Below are 22,000 nucleotides of genomic sequence, written 5' to 3'. Positions count from 1 at the left end.
GCGCCGGCTCACATCTTGATGGCAGGCATCAGCCGGGTCATGTCCCACGTCCGGTTCCGCCGGGCCGACAGCGAGGAGATCGCCAATCCCCCGGCCCAGATGATCACCAGCGCCAGCACCGCCTGCCACAGCCGGTGATCGATACCTCCGAGGATCAACTGACGTAATCCGTTGACCCCATACGTCATCGGGTCGTAGTTGTGGAACACCTGGAACGGCCGCGAGGTCGTCTCCACCGGGTACATGCCACCGGCACTGACCAGCTGCAGCATCAGCAGCGCCATGATCAGCACCCGCCCCACCGCTGGGCCGACGAGGGCATTGATCGCCTGGGTCGCCGCGACGAAGGCGCACGAGATCAACACCATGAAGGCCAGCATCGCGACCGGATGCGCGGCGTGCATGCCCAGGCCGAACCGCACCACGCAGTACAGGATCACCGCCTGACAGAACGCGATCGCCACCGCGGGCAGATAACTGGCCAGCACCACCCGAATGGCGAGCACCTCCGCGACGATCGGCCGAGTCTGTAACGGCCGCAACACCATCCAGAGCACCAGTGCGCCGAAGAACAGCGCCAAGGTGATGAAGAACGGTGCCATGCCGGTACCGAAGTTGGGCGCGGCGTTCTCGTGGGCGGTATCCAGATGCACCGGCCCGCCGATGGTGCCGGCGATCGCGTCCTTCTGCTGGGCGCTCCAGTTCGGAACCTGTTTGGCGCCGTCGGCCAGCTTGGTCGCGAGCTCCGCCGACCCGGTGCGCAGTTGGCCGGTTCCGGTCTTCAGCTGCCCGGCACCGTCATCGAGTTTGACGATTCCGCTCGACAAGTCGGCGCTGCCGGAGGCCAGTTTCTGGGCACCGCCCCGCAGTTCGTTCAGCTTGTCGGTGAGTTCCCGGCCTTGGGTGCCCACCTGGTCCAGGCCGGTGTTCAGTGGGCTGCCCGGGGTGCGGATGGATGACGTCATGGATATCGCGGCGTTCTCCGCGTCGGTCAGCTGCTGGCGGATCTGCGGGGTGAACTGATGTGCTTGCAGCTGGTCCTGCACGCCGCGCAGCGTCCCGGCAGCGCTGTTGGCCAACGGATCTGTGCTGTCGGAGAGCTGGTTGATCACGGTGGCGAGGGAGGTGGCCGCGGTGTCCTGCGCAGTGGCGATGGCACCGATCTGATCGTTGGCCTGCCGCAGGGCGGTGGTGCCCTGCTGCAATTTGTCGGTGTCACCGCCCATCTGCGAGAGCGCCCGCGTCACCGCGATGAGCGGGTCGGTGGCCTTGGTGATGCCATCTGAGAGCTGTTTGGCACCGGCGGCAAGTTGCGCCGAGCCGGATCGTGCGGTGTGCAGACCCGTCGAGAGTGTGCCGGCCCCGTCGTCGACCTTGACGGCGCCGTCGGCGAGTTTCTGGGCCCCGTCGGCGGCCTGCTTGATGCCCGCACCCGACGAGACGACCACGGAGAGAACCTGGTTGACCGCCTGCCCGGATATCCGGGTGGACACCGCGTTGAGCACCTGGTCGGTAGCGGTGCGGCCGATACTCGAGGAGATGTAGTTGTTGGCGTCGTTGTAGATGGCGATCAGGTTCGCCTGTTTCGGCTGACCGGTCAGGGGTGAAGCGATGGCCGCACTGAAGTCCGAGGGCAATTCGAGCATGAAGTAGTACTTGCCGTGCTCGACGCCTGCGCGGGCCTCTTCGTCGTTCACGACATGCCAGTCCAGGCTGCCGTCGGCGGTGAGGCTCTTGGCGATCTCGTCGCCGGCATTGACCTGCTGACCGGACACCATCGCACCCCGGTCCGAATTGACCAGTGCGACAGGCATTTTGTTGACGTGTCCGAAGGGGTCCCAATACGCCCACAGGTACAGCGCGCCGTACACCAGGGGCAGCAGCATGAGCACCACGATGGCCACCCGGGTCAGCCGGCTGCGGGCGAAGCGTTTGATCTCGGAGCCGAAGGCGAGTCCTGCCAGCATGCTCAGTCCTTTCCGGTCAAGCTGCGATGGTCGTGCAGATCATGGGCGGGAGCGTCAGATCCCAGCGGATTGGTCACGCCCACAATGACGGTGCGCTGCTCTGCGAGGGCACCGAGACGCTGGACGGCCACCGCGCGGCGGTCGTTGTCGCGGACCTGTTCGAGGTCGCCGACCACCAGGATCGGCCGGTCCGAGAACTGCGCCAGCGTGACGCGGAGCAGAAAGAGGTCCAGGTCGGACAGTTCACTGATGAAGGTCGTGCCCGACGGCGGCGTGAGCTCACCGAACACCTCCGTCAGTGCGGTGTGACCGGCCTCGATCGGCACCTGCCGGTACCACGGCGCCAGCCAGCGACGCTGCTCGGCGAGGACGGTTGCCACCGTCACCGAGTCCTCCACTTCGTCGATATCGTCGAACGCCGCGATGGCACAGTGCCGACGGATGCTGCGGGGGGTGTGGTCCCCGCACACGCTGACGGTGCCGTGGCTGGGCTTGAGCCGGCCCGCCAGCGTCAACAGCAGGGCTGTCTGCCCCCACCCCCCTGGCATCTGAATGGCATGAAAGCCGCTGGTGAGCGACAGATCGACGTCGGTGAACAGCGCTCCGTGCTCTCCCTCGACGCCCAACCCGACGGCCGTGATCAACGCGGGACCGACGGCGTCGGGTTCGCTGCCCGCAGCGTCGGCATCCTGCACCTCTGCCATCTCAACACCCTTCGATACTGACTGGTATCCAGTCGATACTATCGAGTATCCTTTCGTCTCATGTCGTCTGTCAAACCTGCCCGAACCCGTCCGACGCGAGATGAGGTGCGCGACCGGATACTCGACGCCGCGCTGGGGGTTTTCGCCGCAGAGGGATTCGCCGGCACCACCATCGATGCAATCGGTCATGCCGCCGGCTTCACCAAGGGGGCGGTCTACTCCAACTTCGAGTCCAAGGACGAGTTGTTCCTGGCATTGCTCGACCGCCAGTTCGAGACGCGCAGCGCATTGATCGTCACCGCATTCGACGACGGCAAGGGTGACATCGCCGCGACGGCACACGCGTTGAGCCAGTCGATGCTCGCCTCGATCCACGACCAGAACCAGTATCAGTTGGTGCTTTTCGAGTATTGGCTGCGCGCGGTGCGCGATCCGCAGCTACGCGATCGGCTCGTCGCGCGTAGACAGGCGGCCGTCCGGCAGGCGATGCAGGTCGTCGAGATGGCCGGAACCGGCCTGCCCAGCCAGAAGCTGGCCGACCTCGCCCAACTCGTGGTCACCATCACCGCGGGCGTCGCGATGGAAGAGATCCTTCAACCCGGGGTCATCCGCCCCGACATGATCGAGCGCCTCATCACCAGGCTGCTCGAGTCCGTGCCCGGTGACCGTGTCAGCCCGCCGAGCTGACCGGATGAATCGGTAACCGGCGCAACGCACCTGGCGCATCGACGGGCACGACGGGGCGTACCGGCGGCACCGGCGCGAGGCGCTGATACGGCTGCCCCTGCGCGGGGCGCAGGTCCTCCTCGCCCTTGTTCGGCCACAGCGCAGCGGCCCGCTCGGCCTGCGCGGTGATCGAAAGGGACGGATTCACACCGAGATTCGCCGAGATCGACGCGCCGTCGGTGACGTACAGCGTCGGGTAGTTGTACACCCGGTGATACGGGTCGATGACACCGGTCTCGACGCTGTCGCCGATGGCTGCCCCACCGAGGAAATGTGCGGTGAGGGGAATGTTGAACAATTCACCCCACGTGCCGCCTGCCACGCCGTCGATCTTCTCGGCGATGCGGCGGGTCACCTCGTTGCCGGCCGGAATCCACGTCGGATTGGGTTCGCCGTGGCCTTGTTTGGACGACAGGATCCGCTTGCCCAGCGGTCCGCGTTTGGTGAACGTGGTGATGGAGTTGTCCAGGTGTTGCATCACCAGCGCGATGACGGTGCGCTCGCTCCAGTGCTGCGGATTGAGCAGCCGGATCAGACCGCGCGGATCCTCCCCTGCCAGGTTCAGGAACTGCCGCCACCGCGGCACATCGCTGCCGAGTGGCCCCGCGCCGTCGGTCATCAGGGTCTGCAACAGCCCCATGGCGTTGGAGCCCTTGCCGTATCGGCAGGGCTCGACGTGCGTGTCCGCGGTGGGGTGGATGGACGACGTGATGGCCACGCCGTGGGTCAGGTCACGCTCCGAGGACACCGTGAGGGTCTGGGCACCGACGATCGACTCGGAGTTAGTGCGGGTCAGCACACCCAGCTTGGCCGACAGTTTCGTGAGCTTGCCGGTGTCCCGCATCTTGAACAGCAGTTTGTGGGTGTTGTAGGTGCCCGCCGCGACGATCAGGTGGGTCGCGGTGAACGTCTTGCGCTTGCGGCGCAACTTGCTGCCGGTCCGCGCGGTGCTGACCTCCCACAACCCGTCCGCGCGCTGGGCGAAGCTGGTCACGGTCGTCATCGGATGTACCTGCGCCCCAGCGGATTCCGCCAGCCCCAGGTAATTCTTCACCAGGGTGTTCTTGGCGCCGTGCCGGCAGCCGGTCATGCATTCTCCGCATTCGATGCACCCGGTGCGGGCCGGCCCCGCGCCCCCGAAGTACGGATCCGGGACGGTCTTGCCCGGGGCCTTCTCGCCGTCGGCGCCGAAGAACACCCCCACCGGGGTGGCGACGAAGGTGTCGCCCACGCCCATGTCGTCGGCGACCTCTTTCATCAACCGGTCGGCGTCGGTGAAGGTGGGGTTCTTGACCACGCCGAGCATGCGCTGCGCCTGCTCGTAGTGCGGCATCAACTCCGAGCGCCAATCGGTGATCCCCGACCACTGCTTGTCCGCGAAGAAGGGCTCCGGCGGGACGTAGAGGGTGTTGGCGTAGTTCAGTGATCCGCCGCCCACTCCGGCGCCGGCCAGGATCATGCAGTTGCGCAACAGGTGGATGCGCTGAATGCCGTACATCCCCAGCTGCGGCGCCCACAGAAATTTGCGCAGGTCCCAGGAGGTTTTGGCGAAGTCGGCGTCGGAGTACCGGGGTCCGGCCTCGAGCACTCCCACCCGGTAGCCCTTCTCGGTGAGCCGCAGCGCGCTGACGCTGCCCCCGAAACCGGAGCCGATGATCAAGACGTCATAGTCAGGATGCATATGACCAGTATGACGCTACCGACAGGTAACTTCTAGACAGGAAGGCCTAACTTGTAAACGAAATCGGGCGATCAGGCTCCGACGGTCAGGCCGACCTTCTGGAATTCCTTGAGGTCGCAGTACCCGGCCTTGGCCATCGACCGTGCCAACCCGCCGACCAGATTCAGCGAACCGAACGGATCATCGGACGGGCCGTCGAGCACCTGCTTGAGCGGCGGGCGCTCGCCGAGCGCCACCTGCAGCAGCGCGCCGCGGGGCAACGACGGGTGAGCCGCCGCCGAGGGCCAGAACCAGCCGCCGCCGAGCGCCTCGGCCGCGGTGGACAGCGGAGTACCCAGCACGACGGCGTCGGCGCCGCAGGCGATGGCCTTCGCCAGGTCACCGGAGGTGTGGATGTCGCCGTCGGCCAGCACGTGCACGTACCGCCCGCCGGTCTCATCGAGGTACTCACGACGGGCCGCGGCGGCGTCGGCGATGGCCGTGGCCATCGGCACACTGATACCGAGCACCTCGTCGCTGGTGGTGACGCCCCGGGTCGAGCCGTAGCCCACGATGACGCCGGCGGCGCCGGTGCGCATCAGGTGCAGTGCGGTGCGGTGGTCCAGGACGCCGCCGGCGACCACCGGGATGTCCAGTTCGGAGATGAACGTCTTCAGGTTCAGCGGCTCCGCATCCTGCGCGACGCGCTCGGCGGAGATGATGGTGCCCTGGATGACCAGCAGGTCGATCCCGGCGGCCACCAGCGCCGGGGTCAGCGCCTGCGCGTTCTGCGGGCTGACGCGCACCGCGGTGGTCACCCCGGCCTCCCGGATGCGGGCGACGGCGGCACCCAGCAGTTCCGGGTTCAGCGGCGCCGAGTGCAGTTGCTGCAGCAGACGGATCGCGGCCGACTCATCGGTCGACGTCGCTGCGGTCTCCACGACCTGCGCGATCTTGTCCTCGACGTCGGCATGCCTGCCGATCAGGCCTTCACCGTTGAGCACGCCGAGACCGCCGAGCCGGCCCATCTCGATGGCGAACTCCACCGACACCAGGGCGTCGGTCGGGTGCGCCACGACGGGGATCTCGAACCGGTAGGCATCGAGCTGCCAGGCCGTGGACACGTCCTTGCTGGAGCGGGTCCGCCGGGACGGGACGATGTTGATGTCGTCGAGTTCGTAGGTGCGGCGGGCGGTTCTGCCCATGCCGATTTCAACCATGTCTCGCATATTGAAGGTGATCCCTATCGGGCGTAGTAGTTCGGCGCTTCGACAGTCATGGTGATGTCGTGTGGATGGCTTTCCTTCAGCCCCGCCGCGGTGATCTGGACGAACTGCGCCTGCTGCAGGTGCTCGATGGTGTCCGATCCCGTGTATCCCATGGCTGCGCGCAATCCACCCGTGAGCTGGTGGATGACGGTCGACAACGGGCCGCGGAACGGCACCCGGCCCTCGATGCCCTCGGGGACCAGCTTGTCCTCGGAGAGCACATCGTCCTGGAAGTAGCGGTCCTTGGAGAAACTCTTCTGGGTGCCTCGGCCCTGCATGGCGCCCAGCGAGCCCATCCCGCGGTAGCTCTTGAACTGCTTGCCGTTGACGAAGATCAGGTCACCCGGGGATTCGGCGGTGCCGGCCAGCAGCGAACCCAGCATCGCGGTGGACGCACCGGCGGCCAGCGCCTTGGCGATGTCCCCGGAGTACTGCAGGCCACCGTCGGCGATCACCGGGATGCCCTTGGGTGAGCAGGCGGCGACAGCTTCCAGGATCGCGGTGATCTGCGGGGCGCCCACCCCGGCCACCACGCGGGTGGTGCAGATGGAGCCGGGTCCGACCCCGACCTTCACCGCGTCGGCCCCGGCTTCGACCAGCGCGGCGGCGGCGGCGCGGGTGGCGACATTGCCGCCGACCACGTCGACCCGCTCGCCGACGACGGATTTCAGCCGGTGCACCATGTCGAGCACCAGTCGGTTGTGGGCGTGCGCGGTGTCGACGATCAGCACGTCAACTCCGGCGTCGGCCAGCGTCATGGCCCGGGTCCAGGCGTCGTCACCGATACCGACGGCGGCGCCGACCAGCAGCCTGCCGTCGCTGTCCTTGGTGGCCAGCGGGAACTGCTCGGTCTTGACGAAGTCCTTGACGGTGATCAGACCGGTCAGCTTGCCGTGCCCGTCGACGATGGGCAGTTTCTCGATCTTGTAGCGGCGCAACAGGCCGAGCGCGGCCTCGGCGGACACCCCGGCCTGCGCGGTGATCAGCGGCGCCTTGGTCATCACCTCGGCGACGGGCTTCGACTGGTCGACCTCGAACCGCATGTCGCGGTTGGTGATGATCCCGACCAGCGAACCTTCGGCATCGACCACGGGCAGGCCGGAGATGCGGAACCGGGCGCACATCGCGTCGACCTCGGCCAGCGTGTTCTCCGGCGAGCAGGTGACCGGGTCGGTGACCATGCCGGCCTCGGACCGCTTCACCGTCTCCACCTGGCCGGCCTGTTCGGCCACGGACAGGTTGCGGTGCAGCACGCCCATACCGCCGGCACGGGCCATCGCGATGGCCATCCGTGACTCGGTCACGGTGTCCATCGCCGAGCTCACCAGCGGCACCCTGAGCCGGATGCGCTTGGTCAGCTGACTGGACGTGTCCACGTTGGCCGGCACCACATCCGAGGCGGCCGGCAACAGCAGGACATCATCGAAAGTCAGGCCGAGCATCGCGATCTTCGTCGGATCATCACCACCGGTGGGCACCGGTACGGCGATAGGGATGCTGCTGCTTTCAACAATCGACATGGGTGGAGCCTCCAGGAACCAACACGGCCAAGCACAGGCGAGGATCTAAAGGGCCATCTTATCGGCACTGACCTCGATGCTCGTGACTACACCACCGCAGCGCACCTCGCGGGCGACACCAGCACGGACGGCTGGCGCGGATGTGGCGGGGCTGCGTAGGCTAGATCCGTGCGTGATGACCTCCCGCCGGGGCTGCCGCCGGACCCGTTCGCAGATGACCCGTGCGATCCTTCGTCGGCGCTCGACGCAATCGAGCCCGGCCTGCCGCTGGATCCGCAGGAACGCAGCGCTGTCGAAGCCGATCTCGCCGATCTGGCCGTGTACGAGGCCCTGCTGGCCCACAAAGGAATTCGCGGGCTGGTCGTGTGCTGCGACGAATGCCAGCAGGATCACTACCACGACTGGGACATGCTGCGGGCCAACCTGCTGCAGCTGCTGGTGGACGGCACCGTCCGGCCGCACGAGCCCGCCTACGATCCCGAACCCGACGCCTACGTCACCTGGGACTACTGCCGCGGTTACGCCGACGCGTCACTCAACGAGGCCGCATCCGAATCCGACGGGTACCGCTGACCAACTGATCGACCACACCCGAAGTCAGTGACCACCGGGGACGGTTGTCGTCGTCACGACCACCTCCGGCGTCCGCTGCGGCGCTGACGATTCCGCGGCAGGCGCTTTCGTCGTCTCCACCGGCGCCTGGACGGGCCGCTCGCTCTGCGGCGCCTGACTACGCGCCGGGGGTGCGCTGGGCTCCTCCTGCTGCACCGGCGGCGCCACCGACGTGGCCGGCGGCGGCGCGGCAACGCTCGGTGCGACCGTCGTGGTGGCGGTGCGCGCCACGGTGGCCTCGGTGGTCGTGGCGGCGCTCGGCGCCGCGGTGGTCGTGGCCGTCTGGGGCGCGACGGTGGTCGTGGTGGTCGTCGTGCGGGGCGCGACGGACGTGGTTGTGGTGGTCGGCGTCGTCGACGTGGTACTCGGCGCGGTCGAGGTCGTCGCGGTCGAGGTCGTCGCGGTCGAGGTCGTCGTGGACGGGGCGGCCGAGGTGGTCGTCGTCGTGGACGGCACGGACTCCGATGTCGTGGTCGCGGTTTCGGAGGTGGACGTCGTCGTGGTGTCCGACGGTGGCGTGGTCGTCGTCGACAGGGCCTCGGATCCGGTCGTCGTGGTCACGGTCGTCGTTTCCGGCGCCGTCGTCGTGGTGACCGTGGTGGTGTTCTCGATCACGGGCAACGGCAACAACGTCAGCGGCGAGGACGGCAGAACCGGCAGCGGCTCGCCTGCCGGCGGCAGGGTGGCCGCCGGATTCTGCTCAACGACCTTGTACGTCAACGAATTCCACTGCTGGATGAGCTCGGACTTGCGTTCGACGGTCTCGACACTCTGCACCTTCGTCGACAGCGCGGCCAGCCTGTCCTGGGCCTGATCCCACTGTCCGGTGTCGATCAACTGCTGCACCTGCTGCATCTCGGTCTGCGCCGCCAGCACCACCGCGTCGTCGCGGGTCTGCTTCTGGTCGCCGAAAAGCATGGCGTGCAGGCCGTAGAGACCCTCGCCGGGATCGGCGCTGTACACCACCGAGGCGAAGCCGCCGAGGCAGAGCACGGCTGCCGCAGCGGAGCCGATCACGGCCAGCGATCGCCGATTGCGGCGGCGCGAGGAAAAGTTCACGGCGTTCTGCAGCGCGGCCTCGGCTTCACGCGGCGGGACCACGTGGTCGATGGGCACCTGGCGGATCTCGTCGCGCCACCCGGACAGCAGGAAGGCGAGTTCTGCGTCGCCCTGGTCGGTGGAGAACACCGGCTGATCCGAGGCGAGTGCGTCGAGGAATTTGTCGGCGCGATTGATGTCGTTGAGCGAGGGATCGCCCCCATTGGAGGTCCAGCGACCGAAATCAGGCATAGTCGCCGCCCGCGGTGATCTCGGACTTCAGCTTGGCCAGGGCACGATGCTGCGCGACGCGAACGGCCCCGGGCGTACTGCCCACGGCCTCGGCGACCTCTTCGGCACTCATACCGACCACGACGCGCAGGATGACGATCTCGCGTTGCTTCTCCGGCAGGGTCGAGAGCAGCCGATCCATCCGGTTCGACGCCTCGGAGTCCAGTGCCCGTTGTTCGGGCCCGGCTTCTCCCGAGTACCGCTCGGGCACCACATCGGTGGGTTCAGAGCGGTTCCGCGCGGACGCCCGGTGGGCGTCTGCGATCTTGTGCGCAGCGATGCCGTACACGAATGCCAGGAAGGGTCGCCCCTGATCCTGGTAGCGCGGCAGCGCCGTGATGGCGGCCAAGCACACCTCCTGCGCAATGTCGTCTGCGGAGAGACCACTTCGTTCTGCTGACCCGATCCGCGCCCGGCAGTACCGGACGATGATCGGGCGGATGGTCTCCAGAACCACCCGAAGCGCGTCCCGATCGCCGGCCACCGCATCAGCGACGACAGCATCGAGACGTTCTCCCGAAATTGTCATCGTGGGTGATATCTCCAGCGTTACTCAGGGGCCACGGCCCGACAGGGTGTGCGTCAGATAAACAGTAACGATCGAGGCGGCCTGAACCGCGTCAGCGACGCGACCACACGCCGCCCCGCCGTCGCACAATCTCGGCGGCAGCGTCGCGAACAGCGGCGATGTGGGTCGGCGAATGCACGGTGCTGCCGATGTCGGCCAGCAGGCAGCCCAGCGCCCACCGCAGCGGGACGAGGCCGTAACGATCGGTGTCGGCCATCGCCGCGTCCGCGACGCGGCGCGCCTGATCGAGGCGGCCGTCGCAGCACAGCGCGGCCGCCAGCACCACCGCCGTCTTGACCGTGTGCCGCGGCGACCCGGTCGCCCCGGCCAGTTCGACGGCTCGTTCGGCGTGCGCGACGGCGGCGGTGCCGTCACCGCCGGCCATGTTGAGTTCCGCAGACACCCATTGCAGCCGCACCGGCTGCCGGGCGGGCACCGATCCGTCGAGCAGTCGCTGCGCGTGCCCGAGCAGGCGCGCGGACAGTGCCAGCCGTCCCACCCCCAGCGCATCGGCGGCCAGGCCCACCAGGGCGTCGACGCCGGCCTCAGGGTCTGCGCCCGCGGCCGCCCAGGCCCGACCGTCCCACCCGCGAGCCAGGTCGTGTCCGCCGAGCTGACGCAGGAACGATGCCCGGGTGCTGTGCGCCAAGGAGAGCAGCGGTCCCGGCGGTGCGGTGCGGCAGAGCTCCCCGAGATCGGCCATGGCGCTGGCGTAGCGTCCCTGACCGCCGGCGGCGACGGCCCGCAGCCACCGATCCCGCTGTGAGGTCGCCGCGCCCAGCGGCCAGAGGTCTGGATGAGGCCCGAAAGCGGCCTCGGCCAGGGACGTTGTCGTGGTGGTCATCGGATCCCGACGTTATCAACGTGGCCGGCGGGTGCCGGAGTCACGTGACGAACCCAACTTTGGTTAACACTTGATGGTCGAAATGTTTCCGGCAGATCAACGACGCCTCGCCTTCGCCGCGATTGCAAAAGCAGCGAACAGCGGAAATGCACACAAGCGTCAACTTTGCAGTGTTTGTTGAACACTCTTCTCGTTGCGTGCGGGTCGCAATGATGAACGTGATGTAAATTCTCACGCTGCTGCTATGCGGTTACGCACAAGACCTGGGTATTGACGATTTTTCGGTAGCCCTTCTACGTTGTGTGCACGAGTAGTCATCGGCGACAAGTGCTCGGATCGGTTCCGCGACTCACGCACCTACGCGTTTCGCGAATTAGGTGCGACGAGAGGGGTTTTCCAAATGCCACAGCCGCAGCAACTACCCGGACCCAATGCCGATATTTGGGACTGGCAAATGACAGGACTTTGCCGGGGCGTCGATTCATCGATGTTTTTCCATCCCGATGGAGAACGTGGCAGGGCCCGCGCCCAGCGGGAAATGCGCGCCAAAGAGATGTGCCGCAGCTGTCCGGTGATCACCCAATGCCGCTCACACGCCTTGGCGGTCGGTGAGCCGTACGGCATCTGGGGCGGATTGAGCGAGTCCGAGCGCGAGCTCCTACTCAAGCGCGGAATCCGCCGCACGGCCTGATACTCAGCTAACGGAGGAGCCTCGCCCGACGCCAGGGCGAGGCTCCTCTGTGTGTAAAGCCGGTTCCCCGCCGATCCGGCGGTGGTAGTTCTTGAGCGTCCGCGCGAATGCACCGCCCAGGAGGTCCCCCATGCCCGACCCGTCAGCCGAGGGCACCGTGGTCGTCACAGAGACCGGCACCGGCACCTACACGCAGGAGATCATTGCGGGAGATCACCGGCTGAGCGCCGACGAGCCGCGCCCGGTCGGCGACGATGCCGGTCCGACGCCCTACGACCTGCTGCTCGCAGGCCTCGGGGCCTGCACCTCGATGACGGTGCGGATGTACGCCGATCGCAAGAGCTGGCCTCTGGAGCAGGTGCGCGTGACGCTTCGGCACACCCGGATCCACGCCAAGGACTGCGCCGAGTGCGAGACCACGATCGGATGGATCAGTTCGATCGATCGGGAGATCGAATTGACCGGCGACCTGGACGACACTCAACGTCAGAAACTGATGGACATCGCCGAGCGCTGCCCGGTCCATCAGACGTTGACCGGCGAGGTCCGGATCGCCACCACACTGCGCTGACGGGGATCTCGGCGCTCACGACCGCGTGAAGGCATTCTGCACGAGCTTGCTGTCATATCCGGACGGAGCCTCACCGCTGACTGCGTACTGGTAGACCGCGACCCGGAAGATCCCGTTGAGTGCGCTGGAGATGACCGATACGACGATCACAGCGATGACACCGAGTGCGCCGACCGCCAAAGCCAGCGGCGGAATGCCCAGGGCGGCGAATCCGACACAGCCCACCGCCGTCACCAGAACAATCGCCATGATTGCCCACACAGTGAATGCGGTGATGGAGAACGTCCCGAAGGCGCCTTCGCCCCAGCGGGCTTTGACGACAGCCGCAGAGCGTTTGAGCGACTGCCACGGCCCGCCGCCCTCTAGTGCGATCACCGGGACGACGAAGAAGGTCGCGATCGCCCAAGCCGCCCCGGCGATCCAGGTCGCGATCTTGCCGGCGGCCGGTACCCGGTCCTCGATGAGTCGCAGAATCAGACCGACAGTGGCGGCGACAAAGGTCCAGGCCAGGATCGGGCCGATGAGGCGGCCTGCGGCCGACAGTCCTTCGCTCACGCTGGTGTCTTCGCCGCGCAGCGAGCGAGCAGCGCAGTCGGCGAGCGCGACGTTGAAGAAGATCGCGATGAAGGTCGACACGTAGGCGGTCACCGCGACGGCGATGTAGTAGACCGGGTTGTGCTCGTCGAACGTCTCAGTTTCGAATACACCGGTGACGAGGGCTGCGGGCACCCAGATCGCCAGCAACGCAAGGATCGCGAAGACCGTCGACAGCGCCGGGAACACCACCAGCGAACGGTCGCTTTTCAGCACACTCCAACTCTGCTTGGTGAGTGCCCAGCCACGTGAGATTCGACCCATCGACCCGCCCCGTCCACGGAAGTATGCCGAATCGTAACCATCGCGACCTGCATTTGGCGCGGCAAGGCGAAAATCTCGGCATTGTGCGAACAAACTCTCAGTCCAGTCTCAGCCGTCGCCGGATGATGGGGTTAAAGCAACTGTGCTGTTTGATGATTCAAGAAAGTGATGCACACGTCACGATGACAAGCCCTGAGCAGCAACCGTTTCAGCCACACGACCCGAACACCCCTCTGACCCAGCCGATCCCGCGTGTCTATGACTGGCGGTATGCCACCCGGCAACCGGTTCCTCCTTTCTATCAGGCTGCGCCGCAGCCTGATCGGGCTGCCACTCCGCGCAAGCGTTCCCGTGCCGGGTTGATCGCAGTGGGCGCGCTCGCCGTCGCCGTGGCCGGTGGCGGAATCGGTGCCACCACAGCGTGGTTCGCGCATCCCGAAAGCGCCACTCCCTCGCACGCGGTCGCGTCCCCGAACCCCGTCTCGAAGGCGCCCACGGCTCAGCCGGCCGCCAGCGCCCCCACCGGTTCCGTCGAGCAGGTGGCGGCCAAGGTCATGCCCAGCGTCGTGAAGCTGCGAATCGAGATGGGCCAGGGTGAGGCTGAGGGTTCTGGCGTCGTGTTGTCCTCCGACGGCCTCATCCTCACCAACAATCACGTGGCAGCAGCGGGCGCGGACAGCCCCGACGGCGCCCAGCCCGCAGCGATGGACGGCAGCGGGGCCACGCGGACGGTCACGTTCTCCGACGGCCGCTCGGTCCCCTTCACCGTGGTGGGTACCGATCCCTCCGGCGACCTCGCCGTCGTGCACGCCGAGGGCGTCTCCGGCTTGACGCCGATCGCGATCGGATCGTCCAAGGACGTCAGGGTGGGCCAGCAGGTGGTGGCCATCGGGTCGCCGCTGGGCCTGCAGGGCACCGTCACCACCGGCATCGTCAGCGCACTCAACCGCCCGGTGGCGGCCGGTGACGGCTCGGGCGGCGGCCAGGCTTCCGTGCTGGACGCCATCCAGACGGATGCGGCCATCAACCCGGGTAACTCGGGCGGCGCGCTGGTGAACATGAACGGTGAACTGATCGGACTGAACTCGGCGATCGCCACGTTGGGCGCGGGCCAGGGCGGCCCGGGCGGTGGTGGTGGCGGCGAGAGCGGCTCGATCGGGCTGGGCTTCGCCATCCCGTCGGATCAGGCCAAGCGCATCGCCGACGAACTCGTGTCCACGGGAACCGCCAGCCACGGTTCGTTGGGTGTGCAGCTCAGCGCCGACGCGCGGGCCGCCAGCGGAGCCGCCATAGCCAAGGTGGCCGACGGCGGACCGGCCGCGGATGCCGGCATCCCGGATGGTGTGGTGATCACCAAAGTCAACGACCAGGTCATCGACGGCCCAGAGGCTCTGGTCGCGGCCGTGCGCTCAAAGGCGCCGGGCGACAACGTCTCCCTGACCTATGAGGACCCGTCCGGTGCCTCTCAGACAACTCAGGTGACGCTCGGGAAGGCGTGATCATCCGCCGATAACCCATGACCAACGGCCGCCGCAATGTCCCCCATCCCCCTCATTGCGGCGGTCGTTTCCGTTTACGTGGACTGCTGAACGGACGGCGCCGACGGAGCCAGTTGCCGGATGACGAAATCCGCTGCCTGGCCCGCCATCCCGTTGTCCTTGTAGGCGCTGTGCGCCGCCCGGTCCAGGCTGATACCCGGCGAACACACCGGATCGCCCGGCGCACACAATTCGAGTGTCTTGCCCTGGTAGCGACCGCCGATCTCGATGGGCGGCGCGTCGTGGTCTGCGAGCCCGAGGAACAGCGGAGACGGTGTTCCGAACATCACGACCGCGGCAACGTGCGAGGCCACCGAGGCCGGCATGGGCCCGGAAATGCCTGCGGGAAGGGCGAATCCGGCGGGGACGGTGTCCATCGTGGTGTAGCCGGCCACCGCTGCACCTTGTGAGTACCCACCGAGGACGACCCTCGTGTCCGGACAGGCGGCGACCGTGGACTCGATCGTGTTACTGCCGTCGGCAATGCCCTGTGCCGCCTGCGTGAAGTCCAGCGACGCCGGGTAATTCACCGCGTCGGCTGTGACCGTTTCGCCCGGGAGCCGGGCAGTGAGCGCATCGACGAAGGCCTGGCCGGTGGCACCGATCCCCGGGGCCTCGAACGTCCCGCGCGCAAAGACGACCTCGACGTCCGGGCATCCGGGCGCCGCGGAGGCGGTGGCCTGCGGCCCGAGTAGCGCGGTGAGGGACAGCCCCGCGGCGATGATCGTGGATCCGGTGGCGAGCTTCATGGTGTGGCCTCCCTGGTTGGTGAGATGAGCCTCCCGTGATGACGCCTCCGCCACATCGCTGCTGGCAACCAGCTGTGAATACCGGCTAGCAGGTATCGCAGACGGAGGCCAACCAGGATGCCCCGAGCACCTCCGCGGGCAGACGATGGTCACACCTTCGACTCAGCAGGGGAACAGCATGAAGATCAACATGTTTCGAGCAACCGGCATCGCCGTCTTCGCGACCGCGGCAGCCATCGGTCTGGCACCCGCCGCGTCCGCCGCACCCGAGCCGGCATGCAGCCGGGTCAGCATCACCTGCGCGGGGTCGGGTGACTACAGCGCCAACTTCAGCCAGCCGGTGTCACAGCCGGACCCGTACGGCTTCCTGTTCTGGCAGCGGCCATAAGCGCGTTCCTGCCAGCGGTAGATCAATTTCTGCCTGCCGGAATGCGTCTGCCACACAACCCGTTTCAACCATCAGAGTAATAACGACAACAGAAGAAGAAGATGATCGACATGAAGAAGCTCTCCATCGCCACCATGCTCGCCACCAGCATGACCGCCGCAGTCCTCGGCCTGGCAGCACCCGCCCAAGCTGCGGTGCACAGCCCCGCCGGCCCCAGCTACAGCGTCGACAACCAGGACGAGGTCAACACCACCAACGGCTTCGTCGACCAGGCCTTCTGACCTGACAAACCCACAACACCCCCGGCCCCTGCGGCCGGGGGTGTTGTCGTCTGCGCCACCTCCGCACCGCGAGCCTGTAGTTACGCACGCCGCCACCTGACAAAAGCCGCCACAACTACAGCCTCGCGAGGGCCGCCGAGACGTCTGCGCGTAACCATTACGAGGCGAATGACGAATACAGTTCAGTGACCGCGAAGGGAAGCCCGAATGCCACACCCGCGTAGCCGTGCGACCGTCGTCATCTCCGCACTGGCGATCCCGGCCGTCCTCACCATCGCGCCGGCGCACGCCGACCCGCTGCTGCCCGGGTTCTGCGTGCCGGCCACCGGCGTGGACGGTGTGTGCACCGCGCGGCTGGCATCCGTGACGACCGATGTCGTCGACGGGACGATCACCGGGGCTCCGGTCGGCAGCACAGACACGGTAACCCTTGCGGGACAAGGGGATGTCTACCTGAAGTCCACGGGATTCGGCACCGTCCCGCCGGAGGCCGTGCAGAACTGGGACGCCACGCTCGACCGCGTGAACAGCCTCTCCGTGGACCCCAACGATCCCAGTTGGTACGGCAACGCCAAGTCCAAGGTGTTCCTGCCCAGGACCTTGAACGACCTTGCGACCCGATTCCCACCCGACAGCCTGGTGGTTCGGTTCGCGGCCGACGAAACCCAGCCGGGCACATTCCGGCTGGTTTCCATTCAGCCGACATTCCAGTAGCCGCGATTCCACGGCGGGCACGGGCCGGACGCGCCTAGAGTTCAGAAGTCGATCGCAAGTGCCGTGGTCAGCTACTGCGGCGGGATAACCGGGGGCGGGAACATGCGAAAACAGCTTGCAGGAATCGGGGCCGCGGCAATGCTTGCCGTTGGCTTTGTCGGCGCACCGTCGGCTCACGCGGACGACCAGTCTTTTCTGAACGAACTCCGCGCAAACAACTTCCCAGGTCTGACTTTCGCAGGCCAACAGATGCCCGACAGCGCCGCCGTGGCGCAGGGATACATGGCCTGCAATCGGATGCACCTGGGGCAGTCAGCAGATGACTTGATCGCGCAGGTGAACCCTGCCGACACCAACATCGGCCGCATGCTGGTGCACGCTGCGCAACACAATCTGTGCCCCGACACGCTGTGACGGTCACCTGACTGCGTTGCAGCGCAACGTTCACATGGACTAGTGGGCGTGGCCGTGCTGGCCGTCCCCGTGATCCTCGGCCTCGGCCGGCTTGTCGAAGACGGCCGTCTCGATGGTGTTCAGTGCGGGTCGCTGTATCGCCGATACGTCGATCGATACCCACGCGCGCGAGCCAGTGGTGCGAGAACCGGTCCAATCCCGCGCAGTGCGACTCCAGCGATTCCAGGCATCCCGATTTCGGCACGGAAATCGTGCATCACGAGGACCGCCTGCAGAAAAGTGGGAACTTGTGTACGCGGGTTCACTTTTCCGTCCCTGGCGAGGCCGAACCACGTCTCGAAGAACGTTTCAAGATCCAATGCCGGGTTTACCGTCACCGCGACGGCCGCTGATTCGGCGAACGGATTGCCCCACACATGGTCGGCGCCGCGCGGAACGATCACTGTTTCACCAGTTTCAGCCACCCGGGTCCTGCCCGTCGTCTTGATCTGAACCCGACCATCCACCACCTCGAATCGTTCTTCGGCATGCGGATGGATGTGAGGTCGAGGCAACGAGCCTCCGGGGGCCATATCGATTCTGACCTTGAGGTAGTCACCACCGGTCGTCGCGGCGGTTTCGAGGAAGGTCATGCGTTCCCCGGAATATGGATGCTCGATCATGTCTCCGACGTGTGCCATCTTCGATCCCCCCTGCACCGTGACGCTGTGTGGATCCGTCAATCAAAACACCCCCGGCCAACGTCTGAGTGTTTCTTCGGCAGCCACCCAAGCGCCCCATTCGGGGTTCACGAAGCCGGCATGGGTAGCGCTGTGGTCCGACGGCCACTGCCGTCCCGACGACGGCCAGTTCGCCAGAAACGAAAACACCCCCGGTCCAACAGGACCGGGGGTGTTTCGTAGAGCAACTACCTAGTGCGAGTGGCCGTGATGGCCGTGGCCGTCATCGGCCGACTCGGCCGGCTTGTCGACGATAGCCGTCTCGGTGGTGAGGATCATCCGGCCGACCGATGCGGCATTGAGCACCGCCGAGCGGGTGACCTTGACCGGGTCCACGATGCCATCGGCAAGCAGATCACCGAAGGTCAGCGTGGCGGCGTTGAAGCCCTGCCCGTTGGGCAGCTCGGCAACCTTGCTGACCACGACGGCACCGTCGAGGCCGGCGTTGGTGGCGATCCAGAACAGCGGAGCCGACAGCGCCTTGGCGAACACCTCGACACCGAGCAGCTCGTCGCCGCTCAGCGAGCTGCGCAGGCTGTCCAGCGCGGCACCGGCCTGCACGAGTGCGGCGCCACCACCGGTGACGATGCCCTCTTCGACAGCAGCCTTGGCCGCCGAGACGGCGTCCTCGACGGCTTCCTTGCGCTTCTTCAGGTCGGTCTCGGTGGCCGCGCCGACCTTGATGACGGCGACGCCGCCGGACAGCTTGGCGAGACGTTCCTGCAGCTTTTCGCGGTCCCAATCCGAGTCGGTGGACTCGATCTCGGCACGCAGCTGTGCGACACGGGCCTCGATGGCGTCCTTGGTGCCGCCGCCGTCGACGAGCACGGTGCTGTCCTTGGTGACGACCACGCGCCGGGCCGAACCCAGCACGTCGAGACCGGCCTCACGCAGCAGCAGGCCCACGTCGGGGTTGACGACCTGACCGCCGGTGACGACGGCGAGATCGTCGAGGAACGCCTTGCGGCGGTCACCGAAGAACGGCGCCTTGACCGCGACGGCTTTCAAGGTCTTGCGGATGGCATTGACGACCAGGGTCGACAGCGCCTCACCCTCGACATCCTCGGCGACGATCAGCACGGGCTTACCGGCCTGGGCCACCTTCTCCAGCAACGGCAGGAGGTCCGGCAGCGAGCTGATCTTGTCGCGGTGCAGCAGCACCAGCGCGTCCTCGAGCACCGCTTCCTGGGAATCGAAGTCGGTGATGAAGTACGCCGAGACGAAGCCCTTGTCGAAGCCGACGCCCTCGGTGACCTCGAGCTCGGTGTTCAGCGTCGAGGATTCCTCGACAGTGACGACGCCGTCGTGACCGACCTTGGTGATGGCTTCGCCGACCAGTTCGCCGACTTCCTCGTCACGCGAGGACACGGTGGCGACCTGCACGATGGACTTCTTGTCCGACACCGGGGTGGCAGCGGCCAGCAGGGCCTCCGACACGGCGTCGGCTGCCTTGGCGATGCCCGAACCCAGTTCGATCGGGTTGGCTCCGGCCGCCACGTTGCGCAGACCGGCCTTCACGATGGCCTGGGCCAGCACGGTGGCGGTGGTGGTGCCGTCACCTGCGACGTCGTTGGTCTTGGTGGCCACCGACTTGACCAGCTGGGCACCGAGGTTCTCGAACGGGTCGTCCAGGTCGATCTCGCGGGCGATGGTGACACCGTCATTGGTCACGACCGGTCCGCCGAACGCCTTGGCCAGCACCACGTGGCGGCCACGCGGCCCGAGGGTCACCCGGACAGCGTCGGCGAGCTTGTCTACGCCGGCTTCCAGGGCTCGGCGCGCAGTTTCATTGAATTCAATCTGCTTGCTCATAAATGTCCTTTGGGGAGGAGAACGCGGACCGCCCCGGACATCACCCGTGCGAACACGGGGATCTCCGGGGCGGGCACGGGGTGCTTACTTGTTGACGACAGCCAGCACGTCACGCGCGGAGAGGATCAGGTACTCCTCGCCGCCGTACTTGATCTCGGTGCCGCCGTACTTGCTGTAGATGACGGTGTCGCCCTCGGCAACGTCCAGGGGGATCCGCTTCTCGCCATCCTCATCCCAGCGGCCGGGGCCAACTGCGACGACGGTGCCTTCCTGCGGCTTTTCCTTGGCGGTGTCGGGGATGACCAGACCCGAAGCGGTCGTGGTCTCGGCCTCGTTGGCCTGAACGAGGATCTTGTCCTCGAGTGGCTTGATGTTGACTGCCACGATGGAGCCCTCCACTTAGTTGGGTGCGGGTCCGGTTGTCCGGGCCCTGCTGTTTTCCAGGTGTTCGGCAGACGCCCGTGCCCTCGCTCCGTCGTCGCGGGTGCCGGCGCTGGGGTTGGCCGCTGCCATCTAGCACTCTATACACGAGAGTGCCAGCGCTCAAGGATGGGCTCCGATAATCGGCGGAGCACTCCACCGGTGAACACCGACGAACTGATGGCGATCGTGACGCGGATAGCCGACTTCGAGCAGCGGATCGAGGCGATGGTCGCCGAGGTCGACCAGCAGGTCACCGGATTGCACGCCTCATGGGAGGGCACCGCGGCGGCGGCCCAGGCCGATGCGCACCGCCGCTGGGCGCAGGGCGCGCAGCAGATGCGCGAGGCACTGCAGGAGTTGCAGCGGGCCGGCAAGAAGGCCCACCAGAACTACACCGGGGCAGCTCAGGCCAACCTGACCATGTGGTCCTGATCGCCGATGGCGCCGCCCATCGTCGTCGACCCGGAAGCGCTGGACTCTGCCGGCCAGACCATGACCACGCAGGCCGGCGATCTCGGTAAGGCCATTCACGCACTCAGCGCCGCCCTCGGCGGTTGCGCGGGCATGTGCGGGAATGACCCCGCGGGCATCGTCCACGCCCGGTCCTACGACAACTCCGCGAAGTCGATGCTCGAAGCGATGATCGACCTCACCAACGGGATGGCCCGCACCGGTGACGCGGTGCGCACCAGCGCGGTCAACTACTCGCTCGCCGAGGTGGCATCGAACACCCACGGAAACGGCGGGCCGCCGCTCCCCGCGGTGACCCCGACCCCGCCTGCGAGCGCACCGCTGGCACCGTCTGCGCAGGGCAATTTCGACGGTGCACCACCGGGCTGGTCGTTGGTCGAGTCGTTTCTGGGCATGATCTGGCCGAATGGCGATTCCGGACAGCTGCGCGCGGCGGCGCAAGCGTGGTCGACGGCCGGCTCGGCGTTTCTGTCCACCGAAGCGGAGATGATCGGCGCCTTCGGAGTGGTTGCCGGGCAGCACGTTCCAGAAGGCGAGAAGACCGGCCAGGCGGTGAACGCGTCGAGCACCAACTCGACGACGCTGTTCAACCAGTGCGTCATCGTGTCGTCGAACCTCGTCGACTACGCCGGGCAGATCGACGCCGTCCACGCGGCGATCCTCGATCTGCTGTCCCGAATCGTCAATCCTCACCGGCATTCGGGAAGTGTGGGACATCATCACCGGTGAGGACAATGACGAGATCAAGAAGATCGCCGACGACATCCGCGTCGTGATCGACAATTTTCAAGTCCGAGGTGTCCGCCCTCGCCCAATTGTTGGCCCGATCGTCGCTGCCGCCGAAGCGGTCATCTCGGCGATGGCCCAGTACGTCAAGATGGAGCTCGAGCAGTTCGGCGACGCCGCCCACAACGTCCTCGCCGATGTGGTGAACAGCGCGGCGAGCTTCAGCAATGCGGCGCTGCACAATCCCCTCGATGCGCTCGCCATGGCCGGCGGCGCCGCGATGATGGGACTCGGTGCGGGACTGGAGGTTCCAGGTGTCACCTCCATGAAACCATCTGCCGCCATGAGGTTTTCACGGCCGACCAAGCTGCGGAGATCTTCATGGCGTTCTACCGTCACGATGCCCTGCCCGACGGTTACCCCTTGCGCCCGGTCGAGGGATACACC

25 protein-coding genes are annotated in these 22,000 nt (G+C 66.6%); 11 read left to right on the top strand and 14 right to left on the bottom strand.

Annotated features, from left to right (window positions below):
• Positions 1 to 8: 8 nt before the first annotated feature.
• Positions 9 to 1,967, bottom strand: a complete 1,959-nt coding sequence (locus AC1DY7_RS21920; protein WP_477495824.1) for a YhgE/Pip family protein — start codon at positions 1,965 to 1,967, stop codon at positions 9 to 11.
• A 2-nt stretch (positions 1,968 to 1,969) separates the two neighbouring features.
• Positions 1,970 to 2,671: a hypothetical protein gene (locus AC1DY7_RS21915; protein WP_477495823.1), complete on the bottom strand. Its 702-nt coding sequence runs from the start codon at positions 2,669 to 2,671 to the stop codon at positions 1,970 to 1,972.
• A gap of 60 nt (positions 2,672 to 2,731) precedes the next feature.
• Between AC1DY7_RS21915 and AC1DY7_RS21910 the strand changes: the two genes are divergently transcribed.
• Positions 2,732 to 3,358, top strand: a complete 627-nt coding sequence (locus AC1DY7_RS21910) for a TetR/AcrR family transcriptional regulator (protein ID WP_477495822.1) — start codon at positions 2,732 to 2,734, stop codon at positions 3,356 to 3,358.
• Here the strand turns inward: AC1DY7_RS21910 and AC1DY7_RS21905 are convergent.
• The 3 genes from AC1DY7_RS21905 to guaB all read right to left on the bottom strand — a co-directional run bounded on the left by AC1DY7_RS21905 (position 3,342) and on the right by guaB (position 7,845).
• Complete coding sequence (locus AC1DY7_RS21905) at positions 3,342 to 5,078, bottom strand: GMC family oxidoreductase N-terminal domain-containing protein (protein WP_477495821.1); 1,737 nt, start codon at positions 5,076 to 5,078, stop codon at positions 3,342 to 3,344. The two genes, AC1DY7_RS21910 and AC1DY7_RS21905, sit on opposite strands and share 17 nt — an antisense overlap.
• Positions 5,079 to 5,149: 71 nt before the next feature.
• Positions 5,150 to 6,277, bottom strand: coding sequence for a GuaB3 family IMP dehydrogenase-related protein (locus tag AC1DY7_RS21900; protein WP_477495820.1), 1,128 nt, complete (start codon positions 6,275 to 6,277; stop codon positions 5,150 to 5,152).
• Between the two features lie 23 nt (positions 6,278 to 6,300).
• Entirely contained in the window at positions 6,301 to 7,845 is a 1,545-nt protein-coding gene (gene guaB / locus AC1DY7_RS21895; RefSeq protein WP_477495819.1) for an IMP dehydrogenase, read from the bottom strand.
• 168 nt (positions 7,846 to 8,013) lie between these two features.
• Here guaB and AC1DY7_RS21890 point away from each other — a divergent pair, with 168 nt between their 5' ends.
• Positions 8,014 to 8,418, top strand: a complete 405-nt coding sequence (locus AC1DY7_RS21890) for a DUF5319 domain-containing protein (RefSeq protein ID WP_477495818.1) — start codon at positions 8,014 to 8,016, stop codon at positions 8,416 to 8,418.
• 24 nt (positions 8,419 to 8,442) lie between these two features.
• Here the strand turns inward: AC1DY7_RS21890 and AC1DY7_RS21885 are convergent, their stop codons facing one another.
• From AC1DY7_RS21885 to AC1DY7_RS21875, 3 genes are all read right to left on the bottom strand, one after another.
• A complete protein-coding gene (locus tag AC1DY7_RS21885) occupies positions 8,443 to 9,747 on the bottom strand; it encodes an anti-sigma-D factor RsdA (RefSeq protein ID WP_477495817.1) in 1,305 nt (434 codons plus the stop codon).
• On the bottom strand, positions 9,740 to 10,315 hold the full coding sequence (locus tag AC1DY7_RS21880; RefSeq protein WP_477495816.1) for a sigma-70 family RNA polymerase sigma factor: 576 nt from the start codon (positions 10,313 to 10,315) through the stop codon (positions 9,740 to 9,742). The genes AC1DY7_RS21885 and AC1DY7_RS21880 overlap by 8 nt, the downstream gene beginning before the upstream one ends.
• Before the next feature lie 91 nt (positions 10,316 to 10,406).
• Positions 10,407 to 11,198 (bottom strand): hypothetical protein, encoded by a 792-nt coding sequence (locus AC1DY7_RS21875; RefSeq protein WP_477495815.1) that lies wholly within the window; start codon positions 11,196 to 11,198, stop codon positions 10,407 to 10,409.
• Positions 11,199 to 11,598: 400 nt separating this feature from the next.
• Here AC1DY7_RS21875 and AC1DY7_RS21870 point away from each other — a divergent pair, with 400 nt between their 5' ends.
• Positions 11,599 to 11,889: a WhiB family transcriptional regulator gene (locus AC1DY7_RS21870; protein WP_477495814.1), complete on the top strand. Its 291-nt coding sequence runs from the start codon at positions 11,599 to 11,601 to the stop codon at positions 11,887 to 11,889.
• Positions 11,890 to 12,019: 130 nt separating this feature from the next.
• Positions 12,020 to 12,460 carry an OsmC family protein gene (locus tag AC1DY7_RS21865; RefSeq protein WP_477495813.1) on the top strand — a complete coding sequence of 147 codons (441 nt, stop codon included), beginning with the start codon at positions 12,020 to 12,022 and terminating at the stop codon, positions 12,458 to 12,460.
• 15 nt (positions 12,461 to 12,475) lie between these two features.
• Here AC1DY7_RS21865 and AC1DY7_RS21860 read toward each other — a convergent pair whose 3' ends face one another.
• Positions 12,476 to 13,270 (bottom strand): DUF6159 family protein, encoded by a 795-nt coding sequence (locus AC1DY7_RS21860; RefSeq protein ID WP_477495812.1) that lies wholly within the window; start codon positions 13,268 to 13,270, stop codon positions 12,476 to 12,478.
• 230 nt (positions 13,271 to 13,500) lie between these two features.
• Here AC1DY7_RS21860 and AC1DY7_RS21855 point away from each other — a divergent pair, with 230 nt between their 5' ends.
• On the top strand, positions 13,501 to 14,817 hold the full coding sequence (locus AC1DY7_RS21855) for a S1C family serine protease (RefSeq protein ID WP_477495811.1): 1,317 nt from the start codon (positions 13,501 to 13,503) through the stop codon (positions 14,815 to 14,817).
• 74 nt (positions 14,818 to 14,891) lie between these two features.
• Here the strand turns inward: AC1DY7_RS21855 and AC1DY7_RS21850 are convergent, their stop codons facing one another.
• Positions 14,892 to 15,605, bottom strand: a complete 714-nt coding sequence (locus tag AC1DY7_RS21850; protein ID WP_477495810.1) for a cutinase family protein — start codon at positions 15,603 to 15,605, stop codon at positions 14,892 to 14,894.
• Between the two features lie 190 nt (positions 15,606 to 15,795).
• On the opposite strand from AC1DY7_RS21850, the gene AC1DY7_RS21845 reads away from it, so the two are divergent.
• The 4 genes from AC1DY7_RS21845 to AC1DY7_RS21830 all read left to right on the top strand — a co-directional run bounded on the left by AC1DY7_RS21845 (position 15,796) and on the right by AC1DY7_RS21830 (position 17,402).
• Positions 15,796 to 15,993 carry a hypothetical protein gene (locus AC1DY7_RS21845; protein ID WP_477495809.1) on the top strand — a complete coding sequence of 66 codons (198 nt, stop codon included), beginning with the start codon at positions 15,796 to 15,798 and terminating at the stop codon, positions 15,991 to 15,993.
• A gap of 110 nt (positions 15,994 to 16,103) precedes the next feature.
• Positions 16,104 to 16,274: a hypothetical protein gene (locus AC1DY7_RS21840; RefSeq protein WP_477495808.1), complete on the top strand. Its 171-nt coding sequence runs from the start codon at positions 16,104 to 16,106 to the stop codon at positions 16,272 to 16,274.
• A gap of 207 nt (positions 16,275 to 16,481) precedes the next feature.
• Positions 16,482 to 16,988 (top strand): hypothetical protein, encoded by a 507-nt coding sequence (locus AC1DY7_RS21835; protein ID WP_477495807.1) that lies wholly within the window; start codon positions 16,482 to 16,484, stop codon positions 16,986 to 16,988.
• Between the two features lie 102 nt (positions 16,989 to 17,090).
• Positions 17,091 to 17,402: a DUF732 domain-containing protein gene (locus AC1DY7_RS21830; protein ID WP_477495806.1), complete on the top strand. Its 312-nt coding sequence runs from the start codon at positions 17,091 to 17,093 to the stop codon at positions 17,400 to 17,402.
• A gap of 119 nt (positions 17,403 to 17,521) precedes the next feature.
• Here AC1DY7_RS21830 and AC1DY7_RS21825 read toward each other — a convergent pair whose 3' ends face one another.
• The 3 genes from AC1DY7_RS21825 to groES all read right to left on the bottom strand — a co-directional run bounded on the left by AC1DY7_RS21825 (position 17,522) and on the right by groES (position 20,320).
• Positions 17,522 to 18,124 (bottom strand): cupin domain-containing protein, encoded by a 603-nt coding sequence (locus tag AC1DY7_RS21825; protein WP_477495805.1) that lies wholly within the window; start codon positions 18,122 to 18,124, stop codon positions 17,522 to 17,524.
• Positions 18,125 to 18,313: 189 nt separating this feature from the next.
• Positions 18,314 to 19,933 (bottom strand): chaperonin GroEL, encoded by a 1,620-nt coding sequence (gene groL, locus AC1DY7_RS21820; RefSeq protein WP_477495804.1) that lies wholly within the window; start codon positions 19,931 to 19,933, stop codon positions 18,314 to 18,316.
• Between the two features lie 84 nt (positions 19,934 to 20,017).
• Complete coding sequence (groES, locus tag AC1DY7_RS21815) at positions 20,018 to 20,320, bottom strand: co-chaperone GroES (RefSeq protein WP_036421278.1); 303 nt, start codon at positions 20,318 to 20,320, stop codon at positions 20,018 to 20,020.
• A gap of 195 nt (positions 20,321 to 20,515) precedes the next feature.
• Here groES and AC1DY7_RS21810 point away from each other — a divergent pair, with 195 nt between their 5' ends.
• Entirely contained in the window at positions 20,516 to 20,788 is a 273-nt protein-coding gene (locus AC1DY7_RS21810; protein ID WP_477495803.1) for a WXG100 family type VII secretion target, read from the top strand.
• Between the two features lie 6 nt (positions 20,789 to 20,794).
• Positions 20,795 to 21,556, top strand: coding sequence for a WXG100 family type VII secretion target (locus AC1DY7_RS21805; RefSeq protein ID WP_477495802.1), 762 nt, complete (start codon positions 20,795 to 20,797; stop codon positions 21,554 to 21,556).
• On the opposite strand, the gene AC1DY7_RS21800 is transcribed toward AC1DY7_RS21805, so the two are convergent.
• Positions 21,510 to 21,794, bottom strand: coding sequence for a hypothetical protein (locus AC1DY7_RS21800; protein ID WP_477495801.1), 285 nt, complete (start codon positions 21,792 to 21,794; stop codon positions 21,510 to 21,512). The genes AC1DY7_RS21805 and AC1DY7_RS21800 overlap by 47 nt on opposite strands.
• Positions 21,795 to 22,000 lie beyond the last annotated feature (206 nt).

This window comes from Mycobacterium sp. P2_H7, assembly GCF_056403275.1.
Note: the sequence above shows the minus strand (reverse complement) of the source record. Positions and strands in the feature narration are given on the sequence as shown.